The following is a 23,227-nucleotide window of genomic DNA, read 5'->3' on the forward strand; positions in this document are numbered from 1 at the left end:
ATCACCCGGCCCATGATCAGCCACCTCCCAGCAGTGCCCGCACGGGGGCGGTGGTCACTTCGAGCAGAGCCTTGGGCCACAGGCCGACCAGCAGCGTCAGCACGATGAGCGGCGTCCACGCCGCGTACTCGTACCTCGAGATCCCGGCCACCGACCGCGCCGCCACCACCTCGGACGGCGGCCCGTGAGTGATCTTGGCGAGCATGCGCAGGAAGTAGGCGGCGGTCAGCACCGCGCCGAGCCCGCCGATCGCCATGAACGTCACGAACGTCTCGCGCGGCAGGTCACCGTGCGGCTTGTACGCGCCGAGCAGCGCGAGCATCTCGCCCCAGAAGCCGGCCAGCCCGGGCAGCCCCAGGCTCGCCACCGAGGCGAACGTGAGGATCGAGGCCAGCCTGGGGGCCTTCGCCAGCATCCCGCCGCCGAGCGCGTCGAGATCACCGGTGCCGTACCGCTCCTTGACCGCCCCGGCCAGGAAGAACAGCAGTCCCGTGATCAGGCCGTGCGCGATGTTGCCGAACAGCGCCGCGTTCAGCCCGACCGGTGTCAGCGTCGCGATGCCCAGCAGCACGAAGCCCATGTGCCCGACCGACGAGTACGCGATCATCCGCTTGAGGTCGCGCTGCGCCAGGCAGGCGAGGGCTCCGTACACGATCCCGATGACGGCGAGCAGTCCCAGCCAGGGCGCCCAGAACTCGGCCCCTTCCGGCGCCCCGGGCACCGCGATCCGGACGAAGCCGTACGTGCCCATCTTGAGCAGCACTCCAGCCAGCAACACCGAGCCGACCGTCGGCGCCTCGGTGTGCGCGTCGGGCAGCCAGGTGTGCAGCGGCCACATCGGCGCCTTGACCGCGAAACCCAGCCCCATCAGCAGGAACGCTGTGATCTGGATGCCGTGGGTGACCCCGGCGCCCTGCCGCGTGGCGAGCTCGGTCATGTCGAGCGTGCCCGCGTTCACGGCTATGAGCAGCATGCCGACCAGCAGCAGGCCGGAGCCGAGGAGCGTGTAGAGGATGAACTTGTACGCGGCCGCCCGGCGCCCCGCACCGCCCCACAACGCGATCACCACGTACATGGGGATGAGGACGACCTCGAAGAACACGAAGAAGAGCACGAGATCGAGCGACACGAACGTGCCGAGCAATCCCACCTCGAGCACCAGCAGCAACGCAGTCAACAATCGCGCCGAGCCGCCGGCGGGCGGGTGTTTGATCGTGTAGAGGAAGCACAGGAACGTCAGCAGCGCGGTCAGCACGACCAGCGGCAGCGAGATCCCGTCCACGCCGAGGTGGAAGCGCAGCCCGACGGACGGCGCCCACTCCTCGTTCACGCCGAACTGCATCCGCGTCGGGCTGCCGAAGTCGAACGCGGCGAGGGCGACGGCGGCGACCAGCAACGTCACCCCGGAGACGGCCACTCCGTACCGGCGCACCGCCACGTCACCGGGCAGGAAGCGCCCCGCCGGCAGGAGCAGCAGCAGCGCTCCGGCGAGCGGTGCCCCCACCATCAGCAGGAGGATCACAGGAAGATCACCACCCCGGCGACGATCACGACGGTCCCGGCGAGGACGCCGGTGAGATAGGCCTGCGGGTTGCCGTTCTGCGGCAGCCGCGCCAGCTCGCTGAGCCGCCGCGCCGCCCGCGCGGTGCCGACCACCGCGGCGTCGATCCCCCGGTCGTCGAACGTGACGACATACCGGGCCAGCGCCCGTACGGGCCGCACGATCACCGCGTCGTACACCTCGTCCACGTAGAAGGCCCGCAGGAAGACCGGCCGCGCCGGACCGAGGACGCGGGCGGGGTCGAGCGCCGGGTCGCGGTTCCAGACCAGGAACGCCGCGCCCGCCCCGGCGATCACGAACAGCAGCGCCAGCACCGCCGAGCCGACGTGCGGCCGCAGCTCCGCCTCGCCGCCGCCGAAGAATCCGATGAGCGCCGACGGAACGGCGAGCACGGTCACCGTGCCCGCCATCAGCATCGGCGCCTCCTTGAGCTCGTAGGCGCCCTGACCTCGGTTTTCACCGAAGAACGTCATCAGCCACAGCCTGGTCGCATACGCCGCCGTCACCGCCACGGTGACCAGCAACCCCACATAGACCAGCCAGTCGGCGGCCGACGCGTCACCGCGTGTGGCGGCGTGCTGAGCGGACTCGATGACCGCGTCCTTGCTGAACCAGCCGCTGGTGGGCGGGACGCCGACGAGCGCGGCGAGGCCGACCGTCATCGTCCAGAAAGAGATCGGCATGCCCTGCCGCAACCCGCCGTAGTCGCGCAGCATGTTGGAGCCGGTGACCACGATGACGCAGCCAGCGGCGAGGAAGAGCAGTGCCTTGAACGCGCCGTGCGTGAGCAGGTGGAAGATCGCGCCGTTCTTGGCTCCCACCGCGAGGCCACCGGCCATGACGGCGAGCTGGCTGACGGTGGAGTAGGCGAGCACGCGCTTGATGTCGTCCTGTGCGAGCGCCGCCAGCGCGGAACCCAGCATCGAGATGACGGCGAGGATGCCGAGGACGGTGAGTGCCGCAGGCGCCGCGACGAAGACGTCGTAGACGCGGGCGACGACGTAGATGCCCGCCGCGACCATCGTCGCGGCGTGGATGAGGGCGCTGATCGGCGTCGGGCCCGCCATCGCGTCCGGCAGCCAGGTGTGCAGCGGGAACTGCGCGCTCTTGCCGGCGACTCCGGCGAGCAGCAGCAGCGCCGCCACCGTGACGGTCGTGTGCGGCATCGACGGCGCCTCGTCCAGCACGCGTTCGATCGAGAACGACCCGGCGCCGATGCCCAGCACGAAGATGCCGAGAAGGAAGCCGACGTCACCGAGCCGCGTCACCAGGAACGCCTTGACCGCCGCCCGCGAGTTGGCCCGCTCTTCCCAGTGGTGGCCGATCAGGAAGTACGAGCAGACGCCCATGATCTCCCAGCCGACGTACAGCAGGAGAAGGTCGCCCGCGAACACGACCAGCAACATCGCGGCGGTGAAGAGCGAGATGAACGCCGCGTACGACGAGTAGCGCGGGTCCTTGCTCATGTACGCGACGGAGTAGACCTGCACCGCCAGCGCCACACAGCAGACCATGAACGCCACGACGGCCGACAGCCCGTCGATCTGCAGGCCGAGCTCGATCGGGACGGTGCCTGTGGGGATGCTGGTGAGGACGCCGGTCCGGTCGCCCGGGTCGCCCCACACGGTGAGCCCGATGATGGCGGCGAGCACGGTCGACACGGCGATCGGCACGCATGCGATGAGCGCCGGGCCGTTCTTGAGGAACGAACGTTCGGCCTCGGTGGCGGCGCCCTGCCACGCCTCAGCGCCCGCCTCCGGCCCGCCGCCCGGCACGGGATCGGGCGCGGGTGCGGCGGTGGTGCGTGCGCCGAGGAGGCTGCTGAGGCGCGGTCCGAGCAACATCCCGGCGAACGCGGCGAGGAACGGCAGCAGGATGACCGCCGAGGCGAGCCCGATCACGTGGTGCTCCCCTCGGAGTGCACGACGGGCGCGCCCTCCCCGTCCCTTACAGCTTCGCCTTCACCCTCGTCGCGAACGTCCTCGCGAACGCCGTCGCCGGTCTCCTCGGCGAGCGTGCGCAGCCGGTCGACGTCGATCATCTGGCGGTTGCGGTACACCAGCAGCACGATCGCCAGGCCCAGCCCGACCTCGGCGGCGGCGATCACGATCGTGAACAGCGTCAGCACCTGGCCACCGTGCAGCCGGTCGCGCCACCAGATGTCGAACGTGACGAGGTTGAGGTTGACGGCGTTGAGCATGAGCTCGACCGACATCAGGACGAGGATGGCGTTGCGGCGCGCGAGCACCCCGTACACGCCGATCGAGAACAGCAGCGCGGCGACCACCAGCGGATAGGCGAGGTGCATCAGCCGTCTCCCTCTCCGCGGCGGCCGTCTCCCTCTCCGCGGCGGCCGCGTCCCGGGCCGAGACGGCCGCCCACCGGGCCGATGTCCGAACGCGACAGGACGATCGCCCCGACGAGCGAGGCCAGCAGCAACACCGACAGGACTTCGAACGGCAGCACCCACGTACGGAACACGCTGGCACCGAGCTCTTCCGCCGATCCGCCGCCCGGCTTCAACGGGGTGTGCGCGTCACGGAAGCCCATCACCAGCACGCTCACGAGCACGGCCGCCGTCGCCACCGCGACCCCGGCCGCGACCCAGCGGTTGCCGGAGTCGAGGTCCATGGACTGCCCGATCGGCGCGCGGGTGAGCATGATCCCGAACAGCAGCAACACCACGATGGCGCCGACATAGATGAGCACCTGCACCCACGCGACGAACTCCGCCGTGAGGACGAGGTAGCCGCCCGCCAGCGCGCCGAACGACACCACCAGCCACAACGCCGCGTGCACCAACTGCCGGGTGGTCACAACGAGCAGCCCGGACCCGACCGCGACGATCCCGAGGAGCGTAAAAACGATCTCCTGTCCACTCACGTAGATCCTCCGGGAGTCCGTCTGGGACGGGCGGCCGCCTTCTCCGCGGTGGCGACCTCCTTGGGCGGCTCCGCACCCGGATCATGGGCCTGGGGCGGCGGCACCGTCCACATCCACTCCCGCAGCCGGTCCTTCTCGTGAGTGAGCTCGTTGATGTCGTATTCGGCGTACTCGAACTCCGGGGACCAGAACAGCGCGTCGAACGGGCACGCCTCGATGCAGATGCCGCAGTACATGCACAACGCGAAGTCGATCGCGAACCGGTCGAGCACGTTCCGCGTCCGCGCGCGGCCACCACCCTCCGCCGGCAACGTCTCCTTGTGCGAGTCGATGTAGATGCACCAATCGGGGCATTCACGCGCGCACAACATGCAGACGGTGCAGTTCTCCTCGAGCAGCGCGATCACGCCCCGGCTGCGCGGTGCCAGGTCAGGCTGCACTTCCGGGTACTGGCGCGTGATCGAACGCCGCGTCATCGTCCGCAACGTGACCGCGAGCCCTTTGGCCAGTCCGCTTCCTGGTAGCCGTCCCACGCGCCCCATGATTCCTTACGAAGCGCCGCGGGGGAACGCGCAGGGAACGGAAGCCGGGTCACGTTCGTCCAACCAATCGTGAGCTACGGCGTCGACGGCCCGTACGACCCCGGTGAGGATGACCCGCCGGTACGACGGCCACGCCCGCACGCCGGGCGGCCCTACCATCACCCCGGACGCCCTCCCTATCCACCCGGATGGCGACCTCCGTACCCGGTGCCTCCCGTACCGCCGATGCAGCCGACACCGCCCATCCCGCCGCCTCCGCCGGACACTCCGAGCGGGGTCCTGTGGGCATTCGTACCCTTTCTGACCTTTGGTTTTGGCACACCCTTCTCGTTCATGTACGCCGCCGTCCGGCGCGGCTCGGCGAAGCTCGGGGCGACCGCGGCGGGCTACGGCATCGGGCTGGGCATGGCATTGATGCTGGCGAACCTGGGCGACGCGGTGGTGGGCGCGCTCGGCGGCTTCATGATGATGATGTTGTGGATCGCGGGCACGGTGCACGCGTTCGCCGTCCGGCCGTCGGTGTTCCCGCGCTCGGGCCCGCGAAGCCGTCAGAACGAGTACGCCATCCACGTCGCGAAGTACCGCCGGATGCTCCGCGAGGACGCCCGGCAGCTCGTCGCCGAGGATCCCGCGCTGGCGCACGAGCTGCGCATCGGCCGTCCCGATCTCCCGCGCGCGTACGACGACGGCGGGCTGATCGACGTCAACCACGCCCCGCCCGCCCTCCTGGGCACCCTGCCCGGCATCACCACCGAGCAGGTCGAGCGGATCATCCGCCGCCGCGAGGACCAGGGCGGTTTCATCTCCGCCGAGGAGCTCGCGGTGGACGCCGACCTCCCGCCCGACCTCCTCCCGCACCTGACCGAGTTCGCGATCTTCCTGCCGTGACCGGGACGCCTGGCGCCGGGCTTCAGGCGAACGCGACCTTGAGCACGCCGGTGAGGGCGAGCTGTGCCAGCGATAGCGGCACCAGGTAGGCCCAGGCGAGCTTCTGGAGCTGGTCCTCGCGCATTCGCGGGTAGCTGACGCGCAGCCAGATCACCAGGAACGCGAGCACGAAGACCTTGAGGAGCGTCCAGAGCCAGCCGAGCTCGGTGTCCAGGAACGGGCCCTTCCAGCCGCCCAGGAACAGCACGGTGGTCAGCGCGCAGAGCACGATGATCCCCGCGTACTCCGCCAGAAGGAAGAGAGCGAAGCGCAACCCGCCGTACTCGGTGTACGGGCCGAAGATGATCTCGGAGTCGGCGACCGGCATGTCGAACGGCGGCCGCCGCAGCTCGGCGAGCCCGGCCACGAAGAAGACGACCGCGCCGACCGCCTGCCATGGCAGCCAGTACCAGCGCCACTCCTCGGCGATGCCGGAGAGCGACAACGTGCCCGCCGCCATCGCGACGGACGAGGCCGCGAAGACCATCGGCAGCTCGTAGGACATGAGCTGGGCGGCGACCCGCATGCCGCCGAGCAGGGAGTACTTGTTCGCGCTGGCCCAGCCGGCCATGATCGCGCCGATCACGCCGACGCCCATGACCGCGAGCGCGAAGAAGAGCCCCACCCCTAGATCGAGCACGACCTGGCCGTCCGGGCCGACCGGCACGACGATGAGGACCAGCAGATACGGGACGAGCGCCACGCCCGGGGCCAGCTTGAACACCCAGCGGTCGGCCGCCTGCGGGATCACGTCCTCCTTCTGGACGAACTTCACCCCGTCGGCGACGAGCTGCGCCCAGCCGTGGAAGCCGCCGGCGTACATCGGCCCCAGCCGACCCTGCATGTGCGCCATGACCTTGTGCTCGGCCTGCCCGACCAGCAGCGGCAGCAGCGCGAACGCGCCCGCGACCAGCGCGAGCTTGACGACGATCTCAAGCATCCGGCTCCGCCTTCCTGGGTGCGGCGCCGGGACCCCAGTCATCGGGCACCCCGGGCGGGCGCACCCGGCGGCGGCTCGGCGCGCCGTGCCCCGACTCGCCGGGTTCCTTGGCGCCCGGCCACGGCTTGGCGACACGGGCGGCGAGCACGAACTCCTTGCGCAGCGGATGCCCCTCGAATCCATCCGGCAGCAGCAACGGCAGCGGGTTGGGGTGGCCCTCGAAGACCACGCCGAACATCTCCTGCGTCTCGCGTTCGTGCCAGTTGGCACCCCGGTAGACACCCGTGGCCGTCGGCAACACCGGCGCCTCGCGCGGGATCCGCGTACGGATCAGCAGATGGTGGCGCCTCTCCAGCGAGTAGACGTGGGCGACGATCGCGAAGCCCTCGGCCAGCTCGTCGACGCCGGTCAACCAGTCGAAGAAGCCGCAGGACAGCTCGTCCCGGGCGAACGTGAGGGCTTCGATCCACACCTCCGGCGGCACGCCCACAGCCAGCCCACCGAACGTCTCCTCGGTGGCCACCTCATCGCCGAACCGGTCGGTCCAGGCGGCGGTCAGCTCCGCGCTCACCGCTCCGACCGCCCGATCTCGTCGTCACCCTCATGATCGGCCAGCCCCGGGATGATCGACGGATCGTGCTCCCGCCGCCCAGACCGCCTCCGATCGTTGGGGCCCGCGGCTTCAGGCTCGACCGGCGTGACCGGCCGTGTCTCGTCCTCAGGCCCAGGCACGTCGCGTTCGCTCGCCACAGGCACAGGCCGCGTCTCATCGTCCGGCGCAACCGGGACAGGCCGCGTTTCGTCGTCAGGAGCAGGCGCCGACTCGGATCCAACAGTCGTGACCGGGAACGTCTTATCGTTCGGCCCCGGCGTCTCTGGCTCCACGCTCGTAACAGGCCGAGTCTCGTCATCGGCCCCAGGCGCGTCGCTTTGCGGAACAGCCACTGGGCGCGTCTCGGCGTCCGGGCTGGGGGCGTCACGCTCCACCTGCGGGACCGGGAGCGTCTTGTCGTGCGGGCTCGGGGTCTCCGACTCCACGGTCGAGACCGGGCGGGTCTCGGCGTCCGGGCTGGAGGCGTCGGGCTCCACAGGCGGGACCGGAAGCGTCTTATCGTTCGGGCTCGCGGTCTCCGACTCCACGGTCGAGACCGGCCGGGTCTCATCATCGGGCCCGGGTGCCTCACCTTGAGCCGTGGGAACCGGGCGGGTCTCGTCGTCCGGGCCGGGGGCGTCGGACTCCACTGGCGGGACCGGGAGCGTCTTGTCGTTCGGACTCGGGGTCTCCGGCTCCACGGTCGAGACCGGGCGGGTTTCGTCGTCGGGGCCGGGTGTTTCGGGGCGCTGGGCGGGTTCCTCGTCGTGGAAGAGGTTGTCCGGGACGTGGGGCAAGGGCGGGGGCTGGAGGGGGCGGCGGAGGACGGTGGCCGATAGCGGTCGCGGCGGTGGCGGCGGGGTGACGGGGTCGGCGGAGCCGTTGTAACGCTCGCCGAGCGACTCGGCGGCGATCTTCTCCTGGAGCCGGATGATGCCGTGCAGGAGCGCCTCGGGGCGGGGTGGGCAGCCCGGGACGTAGACGTCCACCGGGATGATCTGGTCGACGCCCTTGGTGACGCAGTAGGAGTCCCAGTACGGCCCGCCGCAGTTGGAGCAGGCGCCGAACGAGATCACGTACTTGGGCTCGGGCATCTGCTCGTACAACCGCTTGACCGCGGGGGCCATCTTGTCGCTGACCGTGCCGGAGACGACCATCAGGTCGGCCTGGCGCGGGCCGGGGGCGAACGGAATGACGCCGAGCCGGATGAAGTCGTGGCGGCTCATCGACGTGGCGATGAACTCGATCGCGCAGCAGGCCAGCCCGAAGTTGAAGACCCACAGCGAATAGCGGCGGCCCCAGTTGAGCACGAACTTGATCGGCTTGGGTGCCAGCCGCGACAGCGGCCCGACACTTGGCGGAGGCAGGTCGACAGTGCTCACATAAGCATTCTTACAGGCCGTGCCGATCTCGCCATCGCCTCAGGCCCACGAATCGCCTCAGACCCACGAGAGCACACCCTTCTTGCCCGCGTACGCGAGTCCGGCGGCGAGGAAGCCCAGGAAGACGAACATCTCGCCCAGGGTCGTCATGCCGTAGCCGGGCGCCGAGAAGACCGTCGCCCATGGGAAGAGGAACACCGCGTCGACCGCGAAGACCACGTACAGATACGCGAACACGTAATAGCGGACGTAGGACTGCGCCCAGTTGTCGCCAACGGGATCGACGCCGCACTCGTAGGTGGTCAGTTTCTCGGCCGTGGGCCGGTGCGGCCGGAGCAGCCGGTTGGCCGCCAGACCGCCGCCCACGATGCCGCCGCCCACCAGCAGCAGCACCACCAGGACGACATACGAGTCGAAATAGTCCGCCACGATGTCCTTCCAACCTCGCGGAGCGCGTCCCGTCAAGTATCTCCCATGGGAAGATCCGACACACCCGAGCCCATGGGCGTAAATGGCCACACACAAAGTCCGACGGGTGCTGCACACTAGAGGTGATTTGGGGTCACTTGACCTGGAAGGACGTGACCGGATGAGCAATCCTCCACCGCCCCCGGGCTGGGAACCCCCGGGCGGTTCCTCCTGGCCACCTCCACCGCCTCCGGGGCAGGGTGGACCTCCTGGTCCTGGACCAGGCGGACCAGGTGGTCCTGGAGTGCCGGGTGGGCCCGGCGGATTCGGCGCGCCGCCCCCACCGGGGCCGGGCATGCCTCCTCCCGGTGGTTACGGCGGGCCGGGAACACCACCTCCGTTCTTTCCGCCGCCCGGCGGGCAGCCACCGCGCGGTTCGAGCCGCGGCCTGGTGATCGCCCTGCTCGGCGGCGCCGGGCTGGTCTTCGTGGTCGTGATCGCCCTCGTGCTGGCGTTCACGGTCTTCAAAGAGGACAAGATGACGCCCTCGGAACGGCTGTCCGCGGCGGCGACCTCGGTCTCGACCGCGCGGGCGCTGACGTTGAAGGGCACCCTCTCCGGCGGCGGCGACACGCTCCAGGGTGAGATGAAGGTCACCAAGGGCGGCCGCGCGGTCGGGGAGGTCTCCTGGGACGGCGACAACGTGACGATGTTGTCCGCCGACGGCAAGCTCTTCGTCAAGGCACCCAGGACGTACTGGTCGACCAAGGTCACCTCGTCCTCGGCGATGCTCAAGGACGGCGACCAGTGGGGCAAGGTCAGCTCCAGCGACCTGAGCCTGGACGTCGACAAGGACCTCACCCCGGCCGCCCTCTCGCGGGCGCTGCGGACGGCCTCCGTCTACAAGAACACGCTCAGGGAGACCAAGACCACCGTCCAGGGCCGCAAGGCGCTGCGGATCGGCACCTCGTCGGTGACCTTCTACGTCACCGACTCCAAGACGCCCGAGCTGCTGCGCTACGAGAGCTCGTTCCCGCGTGTGCAGGTCGACGTCACCGCGCACAGCGCCGCGGCCTCCACCACGACGGTCAGCGAGATCCGCAGCATGATGGGCGAGCTCAAGGACGCGTTCGACAGCGAGGCGCGGGTGACGCTGATCGACACCAAGAAGGGCCTCTGCACGACCAACAGCTCCAGCTGCCGGGTCCGCGGTCAGGTCCGGCCGCCGGTGCTCACGTCCGGCTCCACCAAGATCGAGATCAAGTTCAAGCTGACCGCGGGCTCCACCACGGGCCGCAGCCTCGGCGACTGCTCGACCTCGGTCAACGTGTCCTCGTCCAGCCCGACCTGGGCCGAGTGCCGGGTCACGAGCAGCGCTTGGTCGAGCTGGTCGCGCAGCGGCCAGACGCGCTACTACACGCAGGCGGAATACCGCGTGCAGGGGGTCACCGACTCCGACATCCAGGCCCTCCAGAGCGGTCTCGACCGCGAGTGATCTGACGTCCACCGGGGCCGACGAGTGCCGGACGATGCCCAGTCCTGCTGCGCAGGCGGGTATCGTCCGGCAATCTATGTCTGGCGCCGGTGCCGCTATGTCTGGCGCCGGTGTGGCTGTCCATGTCTGGCATCGGTGTGGCTGAATCGGTTGTCGTGAGCGGAGTTCTACTGCGTGAGCGTTGAATATGAGGAGTCGTCTGTGACGGGTCCTCTTCCCCCCGTACCGCCCACGCCCCAGGAATCCCCCGCCCAGGGCGCGGCGGCCAAGGGCAGCGGCAAGAGCCGGCGGACCCTTGGGTTGCCGGTCCCCCGGGTGGTGCTTGCGGGCGGCCTCGCGGTGCTGCTCCTCGTGGTCGCCGCCATCGCCTACGTGGTCTTCTCCGGAGAGGACGGCTCGACCGGCGAGACCCGCGGGAAGGGCAGCATCGCCGTGAAGTGGTCCGAGCAGGCTGCGCAGCAGCTGCGGGCGGCGCCCGGCTTGCAGTACGACGGCACGCTGTCGGCGGACGGCCAGCCCGTCCAGGTGCGGCTCAGGGTAACCCGGGCCGGATCGGCCTCCGGTTCGCTGACCGTGGGCGGCCAGCGGGCCGACCTGGTCTCGGTGGACGGCCGGACGTTCGTCAAGGCGAGCGTGGCGTTCTGGCGCTCGTACGGCGGCGAGAGCTCGCACCCGGAGAACTACGCCGGCCGCTGGAGCAAGGCGCCGGCCACGCTGTTCCGGCTGAACGTGGCGGACGTGCTCGGTGCGGGCGCGATCGCCGACCTGCTGGCCAGGACCACCGCCCAGCCCGCCAGGGAGACGATCGGCGGCACGGCCGCCTACCGGCTCCGCACGCAGCGGGCCGACTACTTCGTGACCGAGGCGGCCCCGCACCGGCTGCTCCGCGTTCATCCGGCGGGTCCTGGTGATCCGCGGCTCTCGGCGACGGCCCTGGCCGCAACCGGCCCGCTTCTCGCCGAGTTGCGCCCGCGGGTGGCGGCGCTGGGCGGCGCGGCCGATCCCGGTCTGCGGTTCCGGCCGGGCAAGCTGACCTTCAGCAACTGCGAGGACAACATGAGCGGCTGCACGGTGCGGGTGCCCGCGTCGCTGACCTCGCCCGACGGCGCCGTGCCGGCCGATGCACGGGCCGCGCTCCGCGCGACGATCGTCGCCGAGGGGCGGCGGCTCGGCTCCTGCACCGGGTCGGGACCGGTTCCGGACAATCGCGAGCTGGTGTTGCGCTGCACGGTCGGCGGTCGTGCCTGGAGGGCGTGGATGAGCCGGGTGCGCGACACTCCCGGGGCGCATCCGTACGGAGCGACCGCGCGGGTCGTCGGCGAGGCCGTGGCCAGCGCCGACGTCGCCGGGCTTCTCCGCAAGATCGACCGGGAGCGCTGACGGGTCTGCGGCCCCCAAATCAAGGGGCCGGTGAATCCGAACGGAATTCGTGCTGTCTATAGTGCGGTGCGTGAACTCCGTGCCCCAGGCAAGTCCCGGCACCTCGGCGAACCTTCCGCGGCTCGTCCGGCGACTCCATGTCGACCTGTGCCGCTTGGCCAGCTGCCTGTGTTCCCCTGAGCGTTCTCCCTGAGCGTTTCTCCCTGGGCCCATGAACTCGGGTTTCCGATGAACCCAGGGGAGGCCTAGGTCGTACCTCTGGTTAGGACCTGCCCGAATCCGGCGAGGACGCGTGAACCTCTGGTCAAAGTGATACGTCTTGTGTTACGGGGTCAGACCTCCCTGGAAGAGGGATGTCACATGACGGGCGGAACATCGGCCACGGCTGATCCTCTTAACTGCGGCCGAACGGTGACCACGCCGGACGCAAGCCTGCCTTTGGCGTCACGGCGCATGATGGCCGTCACGCCGGCCTCGGCAGCCCCCAACCCCCCGGAACAAGCAGTACATACCGGACATACCATGAAGGTAAGCCTAAGTAGCATCACGGTTCTGGGAGCCTCCCCCGGGACCGGTGCTGCGCGTCGAGGAGGTCTTCCTCTGTGACCAAACAGGTCCAGCAACTCGACCGCGTCATCATCCGCTTCGCCGGTGACTCCGGTGACGGCATGCAGCTGACCGGTGATCGCTTCACACAGGAGACGGCGGCGTTCGGCAACGACTTGTCGACGCTTCCCAACTTCCCCGCCGAGATCCGCGCCCCGGCAGGGACCCTCCCCGGCGTGTCCAGCTTCCAGTTGCACTTCGCCGACCACGACATCCTGACGCCCGGCGACGCGCCCAACGTCCTGGTCGCCATGAACCCCGCCGCCCTCAAGGCCAACGTCGGGGACCTGCCCCGGGGCGCCGACCTGATCGTCAACACCGACGAGTTCTCCAAGCGCGCCCTGGCGAAGGTCGGCTACGCCGGCAACCCCGTCGAGGACGGGTCGCTCAGCGAATACCACGTGCACGCGCTGCCGCTGACGTCGATGACGGTGACCGCCCTCGCCGACTTCGACCTGTCCAAGAAGGACGCGGAGCGGGCCAAGAACATGTTCGCCCTCGGGCTGCTGTCGTGGCTCTACCACCGGCCCACCGAGGGAACGATCGCGTTCCTGGAGAAGAAGTTCGGCAAGAAGCCCGAGATCATGAAGGCCAACATCGCGGCCTTCCAGGCGGGCTGGAGCTTCGGTGAGACCACCGAGGCCTTCTCGGTCTCGTACGAGATCAAGCCGGCCGAGCAGAAGCCGGGCCTCTACCGCAACATCACCGGCAACGTCGCGCTCTCCTACGGGCTGGTCGCGGCGGGGGTGCAGAGCGGGCTGCCGATCTATCTCGGCTCCTACCCGATCACCCCGGCCTCCGACATCCTGCACGAGCTGTCCAAGCACAAGCGCTTCGGGGTGCGGACGTTCCAGGCCGAGGACGAGATCGCCGCGGTCGGTGCCGCGCTGGGCGCCTCGTTCGGCGGTTCGCTCGGCATCACCACCACGTCCGGGCCCGGCCTGGCGCTCAAGAGCGAGACCATCGGCCTCGCCGTCGCCACCGAGCTGCCGCTGCTGGTGATCGACGTGCAGCGGGCGGGCCCCTCCACCGGCCTGCCGACCAAGACCGAGCAGGCCGACCTGCTGCAGGCCATGCACGGCCGCAACGGCGAGGCGCCGGTGCCGGTGATCGCGCCCCAGTCGCCCTCGGACTGCTTCGACGCGGCGCTGGAGGCGGCTCGGATCGCGGTCGAGTACCGCACTCCGGTCATCCTCCTCTCGGACGGCTATCTGGCCAACGGCTCCGAGCCGTGGCAGCTGCCGGACGTGGACACCCTGCCGAAGATCCACCCTGGCTTCGCCGAGCCGAACCAGGAGGACTTCCAGCCGTTCAAGCGCGACCCGGAGACCCTGGCTCGGCCGTGGGCGATCCCGGGCACGCCGGGGTTGGAGCACCGGATCGGCGGCCTGGAGAAGGCCGACGGCTCGGGCAACATCTCCTACGACCCGTCCAACCACGACCGGATGGTCCGGCTCCGCCAGGCCAAGATCGACGGCATCGCGAACAACATCGCCCCGCTCGCTGTCGATGACCCGTCTGGCGAGGCCAAGGTGCTGGTGCTCGGATGGGGCGGCACCTACGGGGCCATCTCCGCGGCCGTACGGCGCATTCGCAAGGCCGGCAACACGGTCGCGCAGGCCCACCTGCGCCACCTCAACCCGTTCCCGGCCAACATCGCCGAGGTACTCCGCTCGTACGACAAGGTGATCCTTCCGGAGATCAACCTGGGTCAGCTGGCGCTGCTGCTGCGCGGCCGCTACCTCGTCGACGTGATCAGCTACAACCAGGTCCGTGGCCTGCCCTTCAAGGCCGAGGAACTCGCGGGCGTCATCCAGGATGTGATTGACAGTGAGTGACAACTCCGTGAACGGCGTCAACGGCCATGGCGGCGACTCTTCCAACGGCGCTGCCATCGGCACCGCCAACGGCACCGGGCGGACCGCGCTCTCGCTCGTGCCCAAGACGGACCAGAAGCAGACCCTGAAGGACTTCAAGACCGACCAGGAGGTGCGTTGGTGCCCCGGCTGCGGTGACTACGCGATCCTGGCGGCGGTCCAGTCCTTCCTGCCCGAGCTCGGCCTCCGCCGAGAGAACATCACGTTCATCTCCGGCATCGGCTGCTCGTCGCGTTTCCCGTACTACATGAACACGTACGGATTCCACTCGATCCATGGGCGCGCGCCGGCGATCGCGACCGGCCTCGCCACATCCCGCCCCGACCTGTCGGTCTGGGTGGTGACCGGTGACGGGGACGCGCTGTCGATCGGCGGCAATCACCTGATCCACGCGCTGCGCCGCAACGTCAACCTGAAGATCCTCCTTTTCAATAACCGGATCTACGGGCTGACCAAGGGGCAGTACTCGCCCACCTCCGAGATCGGCAAGATCACCAAGTCGACCCCGATGGGCTCGCTGGACGCGCCGTTCAACCCGATCTCGCTGGCGATCGGCGCGGAGGGCACGTTCGTCGCCCGCACGATCGACTCCGACCGCAAGCACCTGCAGTCGGTGTTGCGGGAGGCCGCCCAGCACGAGGGCACCGCGCTCGTCGAGATTTACCAGAACTGCAACATCTTCAACGACAACGCGTTCGAACCGCTGAAGGACGCCGAGGTCCGCGACGACATCACGATCCGGCTTGAGCACGGCCAGCCGATCATCTTCGGCGCCGACCAGCAGAAGGCTTTGCGGCGTACGCCGGGCGGTTCGTTCGAAGTGGTGAACGTGGCGGACGTCGACCCGGCGGAGATCGCGGTGCACGACGCGCACAACCCGGATCCGTCGCAGGCGTTCGCGCTGTCGCGGCTGGACTCACCCGCCTTCGAGCACACCCCGATCGGCGTCTTCCGGAACGTCGACCGCCCGTCGTACGACCAGGAGATGCGCGCCCAGATGGACGACGCCGTCGAGCAGCAGGGCAAGGGCGACCTCGCCGCACTGCTCGGCAGCGGCGACACCTGGCGGATCGACTAGCAGGGCGGATCAGCTGGCAGTCGCCGGCATGCTCACACATTGATAAAAGCGGATGTATGAACGAGGTCGACAACCGCATGATCACGCCAGTTCTCGCGCGATCATGCGGTTGTTCGCGTTCCAGGCTGGTGGGCCGGGCAGGACGCGACTAAGTTGCCGTTCGTTACCGCCGTCGCCGGCTGGACGACTGCTTGGACGATCGATGATCATGCACACGGGGAGATGAACGATGCGGGTCGTTCCGCGCCGGACCAAGGGTCGCCAGCGCCCGGAGGCCGTGGAGCCGCCGGTCAAGGACGGCGGCACCCTCGCCGGGGAGGAGGCGGCGCGAACACCCCCGAAGCCTCCGGAGAAGGCGCCCGAGGCCCCGGAGCCTACGGAAGGTGCCCCGGAGCCTACGGAAGGTGCCCCGGAGCCTACGGAAAAGGCGCTTGAGCCTACGGAGAAGGTGCCTGAGCGGACGGCCGTCATGCCTGCTGCCGCAGCTGCAAACGAACCCGTGCCGCCCCGTTCGGGAAAGTTGCCGAAACAGACCCGGGCCACCAGGCGGGCCGCCAAGAAGGCGGCCAAGAAAGGGGTTGGCGCGCCCAAGAAGGAAGCTGGCGCGGGCAAGGAAGCCGCGCCGCTCCCGGGGGCTGCCGCGGCCGGTGCGGGCACCGAGGCAACCGACGATCCAGACCAGAAGCGACGCGCGCGATCCGTGGCGCGCCAGCACCAGGCCGCGCAGGTCAAGCGGGACCGGAGTGGCAAGACGCGGCCGCAGACCGCGACGGTCCGCGAGAACCGGTCCGCCCTGCTGGTCATGATCCTCACCCTCGGGCTACTGATCGCGACGGTGGCCGTCACCGGTGGCCTGATCGCCTCGTCCATGCGGACCCGCCCGGTCACGCTGGCGGCGCCGCTGCACATCTACCCGGTCGCGGCGACGGTCCCGGGCCAGTGCCAGGCGGGTACGCAAGGAATCAGCTGGCCCACCGCCACCGGCCCGACCTGCTACGTGCTGACCCAGGGCATCGCCATCCGGCGCGTCGCCGACCTCCGGCTCCAGCGCAGCAAGGCGAAGGGGGCGTACGACGTGGCGCTGACCCTGCGGACCACCGACCGGAAGGCGTTCGCCGACCTGACGCGGGCGATGGTGGGCAAGGACCTGGCGTTCGTGGTCCGCGATCGCCTGGTCACGGTGCCCCGCGTCGAGATGCCGATCTCCGACGGCAAGGTCGTCATCACCGGCACCAACTCCAAGGGAGACGCCGACAAGCTCCTGCGCGAGCTAAAGGGGAAGTGACCCGCCTCAAGAGCCGGCGTCAGCACTCGGACAGGCGCTCACCCTCCGGCTGCGGTCGAGGCTCCGGCCGGGGCGGCCGGCTCGGGGCGATCGCCGCCGTCCGGCTTGGCGTGCTTGGCGGTGGCTCCGCGCAGCGGTAGCTCCTTGAGCAGGATCACGGCTAGGAATCCGAGGATCGCGATAGGGATGCCGACCGTGAAGACCGACTCCAGGGCCTTGGTGAAGGAGTCCAGGACGAGGCCCTTGAACGGTTCGGGCAGGGCGTGCACCTGGTCGGGCGAGCCGAGGCTCGTACCGCTGGCGGGCGCGGCGACGTGCGCGGAGGCCATCGCGTCCTTGAGCTCGGCGGTGAGCCGGTTGGTGAGGATGGCGCCGAACGCGGCCACGCCCATGGCGCCGCCCAGGTTGCGGAAGAACGAGACGCCCGCGGTCGTCGCCGCCAGGTCGGCGGGGGCGGCGGCGTTCTGCGCGGCGAGGATCAGGATCTGCAGCGTGAGGCCGAGCCCGATGCCCAGCACGGCGACGTCCGCCCCGATGACCAGCTTGCTGGAGTCGGTGTGCAGCTGCGAGAGCAGGAACATCGAACCGCCCACGAAGACCAGCCCGAGCACCGGGAAGATCTTCCAGCGGCCGGTCCGGGTGACGATCTGGCCGGAGCCGGTCGAGGTGACGAACATGCCGATGACCAGGGGCAGCGTCATCAGGCCGGAGGCCGCCGGGCTCATGCCCTTGACGATCTGCAGGTACTGCGGCAGGTAGATCATGCCGCCGAACATCGCGCTCCCGATGCACAGCGAGGCGATGCCGGCCAGCACGAACGTCCGGTTACGGAAGAGCCGCGGCGGAAGGATCGGCTCACTCGCAAGCCGTTCGGCGAAGATCGAGGCCACCAGGAGCAGGGCGCTGATCGCGCCGAGCACGTACGTCCAGTTCGAGTGCCAGTCGAACTCCTGGCCGCCCAGGGAGAGCAGCAACATGAGCGCGGTGGCGCTGCCGGTGATGGTGAACGCGCCGAAAATGTCGATCCGGGTGTCCCGCCTGACCCGGGGCAGCGTGAGCACTTTCTGGATCACCAGGAACGCGATCACCGCGAGCGGGATGCAGACGTAGAAGCACCAGCGCCAGCCCAGGCCGTCGGTGTCCACGATGAACCCGCCGAGCAGCGGCCCGGCCACGGTGGCCACGCCGAACACCGCACCCATGTAGCCCGCGTAACGGCCGCGTTCGCGCGGCGGGACGACGTCGCCGAGAATGACCTGGGCCAGCGCCGAGAGGCCACCGACGCCCAGGCCCTGGAACGCGCGGGCCGCGATGAGCTCGGCCATGTTCTGCGACATCCCGGCGCCGATCGAGGCGAGCACGAAGATCAGCAGGGCGCTCTGGAACATCAGCTTGCGGCCGAAGATGTCCGACAGCTTGCCCCAGAGCGGCGTCGAAGCCGTCATGGTCAGCAGCGACGCGCTGGCCACCCAGGACAGCTGGTCCTGGCCGCCGAGATCACCCACGATCGTCGGCAGCGCCGTGCCGACCACCGAAGTGGAGATCATCGCGGTCAGCATCGCCATCATCAGCCCGGCCAGGATCTCCAGGATCTGACGATGCGTGTAGACCGGCCGCGCCTGGTCGTGGGTCGCCGTCGTCCCCGGATTCTGGCTCGCCACGCCTGCCTTCGACACCCCTGCCCCCTCACTAACCTATTAGCTGTGTTTTGCACATATCGTATGTAGTCACGTGTTTACTTGCAACCGAGGGATACTGGAAGAGTGCTGAGGCAGCCTGATCAGGAGCGGACGGACCCGGCTCGGGCCAAGCGGCCGAAGCGTGACCGGGAGGCGACCCGGCGACGGCTGCTGGTGGCCGCCCGCGACCTCTTTCGCGAGCACGGCTACGACCACGTCTCGGTACGGATGATCGCGGCCGCCGCCGGTGCCAACGTGGCCCTGGTCAACCGCTACTTCGGCTCCAAGGCCGCCCTCTTCGGGGAGATCCTCGCGGGCGAGTCCGCCCTGGAGAAGGTCGTCCGCGGTGACCCTGCGGATCTCCCCCGCCGCCTCGCCGAACATGTCGTACGCCAGGCGCGGCGCGACCCTTCCAGCCCCGTGCTGCGCATGCTCGACCGCTCGATCGGCAACCCGGAGATCCTCCCGATCCTCCAGCAGCACATGGAGAAGATGCTGGTCACCCCCCTGACCGAGCAGCTCACCGGTCCCGACGCCCGCGCCCGCGCCACGCTGGCCGCCATGATCATCATGGGCGGCGGCCCGGTCCGGCGCCTGCTCGGCCTGGACGACCTCCGCACCGCCGACCCGGCCGACCTGATCGACCGCCTGACCGTCATGTTCGACACGGCCCTGTCCCCCGGCATCAGGGTCTCTGACGGCTCAGACCCGGACCGCTAAAGCTCAGTACCGGACCGCTAGAGCTCGTTGGCATTTGGCGCCGTTCTACACCTTGTGGCGTAAGGAGGAGCCGGGTCGTACGGCAGCGGGCGCAGGCGGGCTCCACACCGGGGCGGAGGATCGCCCTCCTATGGCCGCATATGGTTATTGACCATGAGGCTGTGCCACACAAGGCAGGGAAGCCGCATGCGAGCGCGCTACCTGAGCATGGAGCGAACCGCGGGCGGAGCTCCAAGTAAAGATCGCGAAGCGATGTCCAGCGCGCCGCTTTCGCCGTGCGGGTCCGGGCCGGAAGGCAGGGTCTCCAGGTCGTGAAGGTGACGAGCACATTTGAACGGCTGCGGAAGCGGTGGGACAGGGCGGGTCGTACAGCTCGGCGGGTGACCGCGGCGAGTGGCGCGATCGTCCTCGTGGGCGGCGGTGGCCTGGCCTGGGGCGTCGCTGCGAGCGGGGACGCGCCTGTACGGACGCTGCAACAGCGCATCCAGGTGATGGACGGCCCGAAGGACGACCAGCGGGTGACGTTGGACACCACGTTCTACCGTCCGGTCGGCCGCGCCAAGGGCCCGGCGATCATGCTCGGGCACGGCTTCGGCGGCTCGAAGGACGACGTCCGGTCGGAGGCCGAGGACCTGGCGCGCGACGGGTATGCCGTGCTGGCCTGGTCGGCCCGCGGGTTCGGCAAGTCGACCGGCGAGATCGCGCTCAACTCCCCCGACTACGAGGTCAAGGACGTCCGGCAGCTGATCGACTGGCTGGCGAAGCGGCCCGAGGTGCAGCTCGACGGGCCGGGCGACCCGCGAGTCGGCATGGCGGGCGAGTCGTACGGCGGCGCCATCGCGTTGCTCACCGCCGGGCACGACAAGCGGGTGGACGCGATCGCCCCGCAGATCACCTGGAACAACCTGGCAGACGCGTTGTTCCCCAATGCCACCGGCGAGGGCCCCAGCAAGGGCGTCTTCAAGAAGTTGTGGGCGGGGATCTTCTTCTCCAGCGGCATGGGTGAAGGCCCCGCGGCACAGGAGAACGCCTGCGGGCGGTTCATGCCTGCCGTGTGCGACATGTACCAGGAGATCGCTGAGACCGGGCGGCCCACGCCTGCGGCGGTCGAGATGTTGCAGCGGTCAAGCCCGGCCGCCGTCGCAAGTCAGATCAAGGTCCCCAGCCTCATCGTCCAGGGGCAGTCCGACTCGCTCTTCCCCCTCGACCAGGGTGACGCCAACGCCAGGGCCATCGCTCGCAACGGCGCCCCGGTCTCGGTCGTCTGGTTCCAGGGCGGGCACGACGGCGGAGACCCCGAGACGGGCCGCGTACGGGGTCTCGTACGCGACTGGTTCGACCGTTACCTCGAACGCAAAGCGCCCTCAGGCGGCACGGACAACGACGGGTTCACGGTCACGCGCGCCGGAGGCATCGATTCCTCGACGCAGTCCGTGGTCATCGAGGCCGCCGGCACCCGCACGTACCCGGGACTGGCCGCAGGCACCCGCACCCTGGCCCTCACCGGCCGCGAACAGACGATCCACAACCCGGCGGGCGGCTCGCCCGCCTCGATCTCGGCGCTGCCCGGCCTCGGCGCCCTCGGGAGCCTCGGCGACCTGGGCGGCGCGGGGCTGACAAGCCAGCTGCCGGTCGACATGCCCGGGCAGTCGGCCACGTTCGACACGGCTGCGCTCGCCGACCCGGTCAAGCTCACCGGCGCCGCCACCGTCCGGATCAAGGTGACCGGCAAGGGCGACGTTCCGCTGTTCGCCAAGCTGTACGACGTCGCACCGGGCGGCGCGACACCGGCGCGGCGACTCGCCGCTCCACTGCGCGTGGAGAAGGCCGACGCGGGCCGTGAGGTCACCGTGTCGCTGCCCGCCATGGACTACCGGTTCGACCGTGGTCACCGCCTGCGGCTCGTGGTGGCCACGACCGACATGGGCTTCGCGACGCCGCCGCAACCCGCCTCGTTCAAGGTCGCGGCGGTGTCCGGGCTGACCGTGCCGACCGTTCCGTCACTGCACACGACGGCCGCGCCGCTGCCCACCTGGATCTGGGTCCTCCCCGCCGTCGCGCTCGCGGTGGCCGCCGGGATCCTGGTCACCGGCCGTGGCCGGCGCGGAAGGACGGCCGAGACGTTCGACCCGGCACGGGCCGGCGTACCGCTGCAGATCATCGGCCTGACGAAGGCGTACAAGAACGGCCATCTCGCCGTCGACGACCTGAGCTTCAGCGTCGAGAAGGGACAGGTCCTCGGGCTGCTCGGGCCGAACGGCGCGGGCAAGACCACGACGCTGCGCATGCTCATGGGCCTCATCCACCCGGACGCCGGCGAGATCCGGATCTTCGGGCGCCGGGTGACGGCGGGCGCGCCGGTGTTGTCCCGGCTGGGCTCGTTCGTCGAGGGTCCCGGGTTCCTGCCGCACCTGTCCGGCCGCGACAACCTCGATCTCTACTGGCGGGCCACCGGACGACCGGCGGACGAGGCACACCTTGACGAGGCGTTGAAGATCGCCGACCTCGGCAGCGCGCTGGACCGCGCCGTCCGGACGTACTCGCAGGGCATGCGGCAGCGCCTCGCGATCGCCCAGGCCATGCTGGGCCTGCCCGACCTGCTGGTGCTGGACGAGCCGACCAACGGCCTCGACCCGCCCCAGATCCGCGAGATGCGCGACGTGCTGATCCGGTACGCGGCGGAGGGGCGGACGGTCATCGTCTCCAGCCACCTGCTGTCGGAGGTGGAGATGACCTGCACGCACGCCGTGGTCATGTCGCGCGGCCGGCGGGTCGCCGCCGGGCCGGTGGCCGAGATCGTCGGCTCCGGCCGCCGGCTGGAGGACGCGTTCCTCGAGATCATCAGCACCGGGAACGGCTCAGGCGCCGAGAACGGCTCGGGTACCGGGAACGGCTCGGGCGTCCAGAACGGATCGGGCACCGAGGGCACCGCGAAGGTCGCGGGCAACGGAAAGGGGGAGGCGTGATGAGCACGACCACGGCGCTCAACGGCCGCCAGGACGCCGCCGCCCCGGAGACCGGGCCCGGCTATGACAAACGGCGGACGCTGCCGCTGCGCGTGGAGATCGTCCGGCAGTTCCGCCGGCGGCGCACGCTCGTGGCGTTCGGCATCCTGCTCGTCCTCCCCTGGATCCTGGTCGCCGCGTTCAAGCTCGGTGGCGATCCGGGACCCGACGGCATCCCCAGCCTGGTGGACGTGGCGACCTCCAGCGCCCTCAACTTCGCGTTGTTCGCGCTCTTCGTCTCGGTGGGCTTCCTGCTGGTGGTCGCGGTGGCGCTGTTCTGCGGTGACACCGTGGCGAGCGAGGCGGGGTGGTCATCGCTGCGCTACCTACTGGCCGCGCCGGTCCCGCGGGCGCGGCTGCTGAGGCAGAAGCTGATCGTGGCGCTGGGATACGCGGCGGTGGCGGTCGTGAGCCTGCCCCTGATGTCGCTGGTGGCGGGCACGGTCGCGTTCGGCTGGGGATCGGTGGAGCTGCCCACGGGGGGCTCGGTCGCGGTCTCGACCGCCCTCGGCCGGATGGGCATCATCGTCGGGTACGCGCTGATCAGCCAGCTCGTGGTCGCCGCGCTCGCGTTCCTGCTGTCGGTCACCACCGACTCGCCCCTGGGTGCGGTCGGCGGGGCGGTCGGGCTCGTGATCGTGAGCAACATCCTGGACGCGGTCACCGCGCTGGGTGACTGGCGTGACTTCCTGCCGACGCACTGGATGTACTCGTGGATGGACGCCCTGCAGCCTGAGATCCAGTGGACGGGCATGGCGAAGGGCACCGCGATCTCGATGTCCTACGCGCTCATCCTGTTCGCGCTGGCCTTCCGCCGCTTCCGCACCCGCGACGTCGTCTCCTGACAGCGCCGGCCGAAGCCGTGAC

19 protein-coding genes and 1 pseudogene are annotated in these 23,227 nt (G+C 69.8%); 10 read left to right on the plus strand and 10 right to left on the minus strand.

Going from position 1 to position 23,227, the window contains the following annotated elements; genetic code table 11:
- Positions 1-16 precede the first annotated feature (16 nt).
- From ACH34W_RS42710 to ACH34W_RS42730, 5 genes are read right to left on the minus strand one after another with little or no spacing between them, the layout of a single operon-like run.
- The gene (locus ACH34W_RS42710; protein WP_395966931.1) at positions 17-1,522 is read right to left on the minus strand and encodes a NuoM family protein; all 1,506 of its coding nucleotides are present in this window, start codon (positions 1,520-1,522) and stop codon (positions 17-19) included.
- Positions 1,519-3,462: an NADH-quinone oxidoreductase subunit L gene (locus ACH34W_RS42715; RefSeq protein WP_395966932.1), complete on the minus strand. Its 1,944-nt coding sequence runs from the start codon at positions 3,460-3,462 to the stop codon at positions 1,519-1,521. Before ACH34W_RS42715 ends, ACH34W_RS42710 begins: the two co-directional genes overlap by 4 nt.
- The gene (nuoK, locus tag ACH34W_RS42720) at positions 3,459-3,869 is read right to left on the minus strand and encodes an NADH-quinone oxidoreductase subunit NuoK (RefSeq protein ID WP_395966933.1); all 411 of its coding nucleotides are present in this window, start codon (positions 3,867-3,869) and stop codon (positions 3,459-3,461) included. Before nuoK ends, ACH34W_RS42715 begins: the two co-directional genes overlap by 4 nt.
- Positions 3,869-4,444: an NADH-quinone oxidoreductase subunit J gene (locus tag ACH34W_RS42725; RefSeq protein WP_395966934.1), complete on the minus strand. Its 576-nt coding sequence runs from the start codon at positions 4,442-4,444 to the stop codon at positions 3,869-3,871. Before ACH34W_RS42725 ends, nuoK begins: the two co-directional genes overlap by 1 nt.
- Complete coding sequence (locus ACH34W_RS42730) at positions 4,441-4,920, minus strand: 4Fe-4S binding protein (RefSeq protein ID WP_395966935.1); 480 nt, start codon at positions 4,918-4,920, stop codon at positions 4,441-4,443. Before ACH34W_RS42730 ends, ACH34W_RS42725 begins: the two co-directional genes overlap by 4 nt.
- Before the next feature lie 399 nt (positions 4,921-5,319).
- On the opposite strand from ACH34W_RS42730, the gene ACH34W_RS42735 reads away from it, so the two are divergent.
- Positions 5,320-5,874, plus strand: a complete 555-nt coding sequence (locus ACH34W_RS42735; protein ID WP_395966936.1) for a helix-hairpin-helix domain-containing protein — start codon at positions 5,320-5,322, stop codon at positions 5,872-5,874.
- Between the two features lie 22 nt (positions 5,875-5,896).
- Here the strand turns inward: ACH34W_RS42735 and nuoH are convergent, their stop codons facing one another.
- The 4 genes and pseudogenes from nuoH to ACH34W_RS42755 form a co-directional block, all read right to left on the minus strand.
- On the minus strand, positions 5,897-6,853 hold the full coding sequence (nuoH, locus tag ACH34W_RS42740; RefSeq protein ID WP_395966937.1) for an NADH-quinone oxidoreductase subunit NuoH: 957 nt from the start codon (positions 6,851-6,853) through the stop codon (positions 5,897-5,899).
- Positions 6,846-7,424: an NADH-quinone oxidoreductase subunit C gene (locus tag ACH34W_RS42745; RefSeq protein WP_395966938.1), complete on the minus strand. Its 579-nt coding sequence runs from the start codon at positions 7,422-7,424 to the stop codon at positions 6,846-6,848. The genes nuoH and ACH34W_RS42745 overlap by 8 nt, the downstream gene beginning before the upstream one ends.
- Positions 7,425-8,344: 920 nt before the next feature.
- Positions 8,345-8,788, minus strand: a pseudogene (locus ACH34W_RS42750) (NADH-quinone oxidoreductase subunit B); the annotation flags it as partial.
- A 96-nt stretch (positions 8,789-8,884) separates the two neighbouring features.
- Complete coding sequence (locus ACH34W_RS42755; protein WP_151559087.1) at positions 8,885-9,256, minus strand: NADH-quinone oxidoreductase subunit A; 372 nt, start codon at positions 9,254-9,256, stop codon at positions 8,885-8,887.
- A gap of 283 nt (positions 9,257-9,539) precedes the next feature.
- Between ACH34W_RS42755 and ACH34W_RS42760 the strand changes: the two genes are divergently transcribed.
- The 6 genes from ACH34W_RS42760 to ACH34W_RS42785 all read left to right on the plus strand — a co-directional run bounded on the left by ACH34W_RS42760 (position 9,540) and on the right by ACH34W_RS42785 (position 16,956).
- Positions 9,540-10,730 carry a hypothetical protein gene (locus ACH34W_RS42760; protein ID WP_395966939.1) on the plus strand — a complete coding sequence of 397 codons (1,191 nt, stop codon included), beginning with the start codon at positions 9,540-9,542 and terminating at the stop codon, positions 10,728-10,730.
- A 201-nt stretch (positions 10,731-10,931) separates the two neighbouring features.
- Positions 10,932-12,110 (plus strand): hypothetical protein, encoded by a 1,179-nt coding sequence (locus ACH34W_RS42765; RefSeq protein ID WP_395966940.1) that lies wholly within the window; start codon positions 10,932-10,934, stop codon positions 12,108-12,110.
- 79 nt (positions 12,111-12,189) lie between these two features.
- Positions 12,190-12,303 carry a putative leader peptide gene (locus ACH34W_RS42770; RefSeq protein ID WP_395967096.1) on the plus strand — a complete coding sequence of 38 codons (114 nt, stop codon included), beginning with the start codon at positions 12,190-12,192 and terminating at the stop codon, positions 12,301-12,303.
- Between the two features lie 409 nt (positions 12,304-12,712).
- On the plus strand, positions 12,713-14,554 hold the full coding sequence (locus ACH34W_RS42775) for a 2-oxoacid:acceptor oxidoreductase subunit alpha (RefSeq protein WP_395966941.1): 1,842 nt from the start codon (positions 12,713-12,715) through the stop codon (positions 14,552-14,554).
- A 55-nt stretch (positions 14,555-14,609) separates the two neighbouring features.
- Positions 14,610-15,671 (plus strand): 2-oxoacid:ferredoxin oxidoreductase subunit beta, encoded by a 1,062-nt coding sequence (locus tag ACH34W_RS42780; protein ID WP_395967097.1) that lies wholly within the window; start codon positions 14,610-14,612, stop codon positions 15,669-15,671.
- 520 nt (positions 15,672-16,191) lie between these two features.
- Positions 16,192-16,956: a SecDF P1 head subdomain-containing protein gene (locus tag ACH34W_RS42785; protein WP_395966942.1), complete on the plus strand. Its 765-nt coding sequence runs from the start codon at positions 16,192-16,194 to the stop codon at positions 16,954-16,956.
- Between the two features lie 38 nt (positions 16,957-16,994).
- On the opposite strand, the gene ACH34W_RS42790 is transcribed toward ACH34W_RS42785, so the two are convergent.
- Positions 16,995-18,632: an MDR family MFS transporter gene (locus ACH34W_RS42790; protein WP_395966943.1), complete on the minus strand. Its 1,638-nt coding sequence runs from the start codon at positions 18,630-18,632 to the stop codon at positions 16,995-16,997.
- A gap of 87 nt (positions 18,633-18,719) precedes the next feature.
- Here ACH34W_RS42790 and ACH34W_RS42795 point away from each other — a divergent pair, with 87 nt between their 5' ends.
- The 3 genes from ACH34W_RS42795 to ACH34W_RS42805 all read left to right on the plus strand — a co-directional run bounded on the left by ACH34W_RS42795 (position 18,720) and on the right by ACH34W_RS42805 (position 23,205).
- Positions 18,720-19,355, plus strand: coding sequence for a TetR/AcrR family transcriptional regulator (locus tag ACH34W_RS42795; RefSeq protein WP_395966944.1), 636 nt, complete (start codon positions 18,720-18,722; stop codon positions 19,353-19,355).
- Positions 19,356-19,735: 380 nt separating this feature from the next.
- Entirely contained in the window at positions 19,736-22,321 is a 2,586-nt protein-coding gene (locus ACH34W_RS42800) for an alpha/beta fold hydrolase (protein WP_395966945.1), read from the plus strand.
- Complete coding sequence (locus ACH34W_RS42805; protein ID WP_395966946.1) at positions 22,321-23,205, plus strand: ABC transporter permease; 885 nt, start codon at positions 22,321-22,323, stop codon at positions 23,203-23,205. Before ACH34W_RS42800 ends, ACH34W_RS42805 begins: the two co-directional genes overlap by 1 nt.
- The last annotated feature ends 22 nt before the right edge of the window (positions 23,206-23,227 follow it).

It is taken from the genome of Actinomadura sp. 6N118, assembly GCF_044326415.1.
Lineage (GTDB): Bacteria > Actinomycetota > Actinomycetes > Streptosporangiales > Streptosporangiaceae > Spirillospora.

Coding starts and splice junctions, on each gene's coding strand:
- ACH34W_RS42735 (WP_395966936.1), top strand. CDS start 5,320: ATGTACGCCGCCGTCCGGCGCGGCTCGGCGAAGCTCGGGGCGACCGCG.
- ACH34W_RS42805 (WP_395966946.1), top strand. CDS start 22,321: ATGAGCACGACCACGGCGCTCAACGGCCGCCAGGACGCCGCCGCCCCG.
- nuoK (WP_395966933.1), bottom strand. CDS start 3,869: ATGCACCTCGCCTATCCGCTGGTGGTCGCCGCGCTGCTGTTCTCGATC.
- nuoH (WP_395966937.1), bottom strand. CDS start 6,853: ATGCTTGAGATCGTCGTCAAGCTCGCGCTGGTCGCGGGCGCGTTCGCG.
- ACH34W_RS42730 (WP_395966935.1), bottom strand. CDS start 4,920: ATGACGCGGCGTTCGATCACGCGCCAGTACCCGGAAGTGCAGCCTGAC.